Annotated in this window: 1 tRNA gene and 1 rRNA gene; both read left to right on the top strand. The window is 42.1% G+C overall.

Going from position 1 to position 271, the window contains the following annotated elements:
• A 5S ribosomal RNA gene (rrf, locus tag VJL_RS30545) occupies nucleotides 1-85 on the top strand; the annotation flags it as partial.
• A gap of 90 nt (nucleotides 86-175) precedes the next feature.
• Nucleotides 176-266, top strand: a tRNA-Ser gene (locus VJL_RS13920).
• Nucleotides 267-271: the final 5 nt, after the last annotated feature.

Genomic DNA, 271 nt, shown 5'->3' with positions numbered 1-271 from the left:
CTTCCATTCCGAACTCAGAAGTGAAACGAATTAGCGCCGATGGTAGTGTGGGGTTTCCCCATGTGAGAGTAGGACATCGCCAGGCTTGCTTACTGTTTTTAGATTTTAAAAAATCTAAAGGCAAAACTGAGATTTAGCATTATTTAAGTAAGACTAAGTTTTAGTAACAATTTGTGGAGAGATGGCTGAGTGGTTGAAAGCACCGGTCTTGAAAACCGGCGTACGTTAATAGCGTACCTAGGGTTCAAATCCCTATCTCTCCGCCACTATT

It is taken from the genome of Vibrio jasicida CAIM 1864 = LMG 25398, assembly GCF_000400365.1.
Lineage (GTDB): Bacteria > Pseudomonadota > Gammaproteobacteria > Enterobacterales > Vibrionaceae > Vibrio > Vibrio jasicida.
This window is presented reverse-complemented; position numbering and strand designations above follow the sequence as displayed.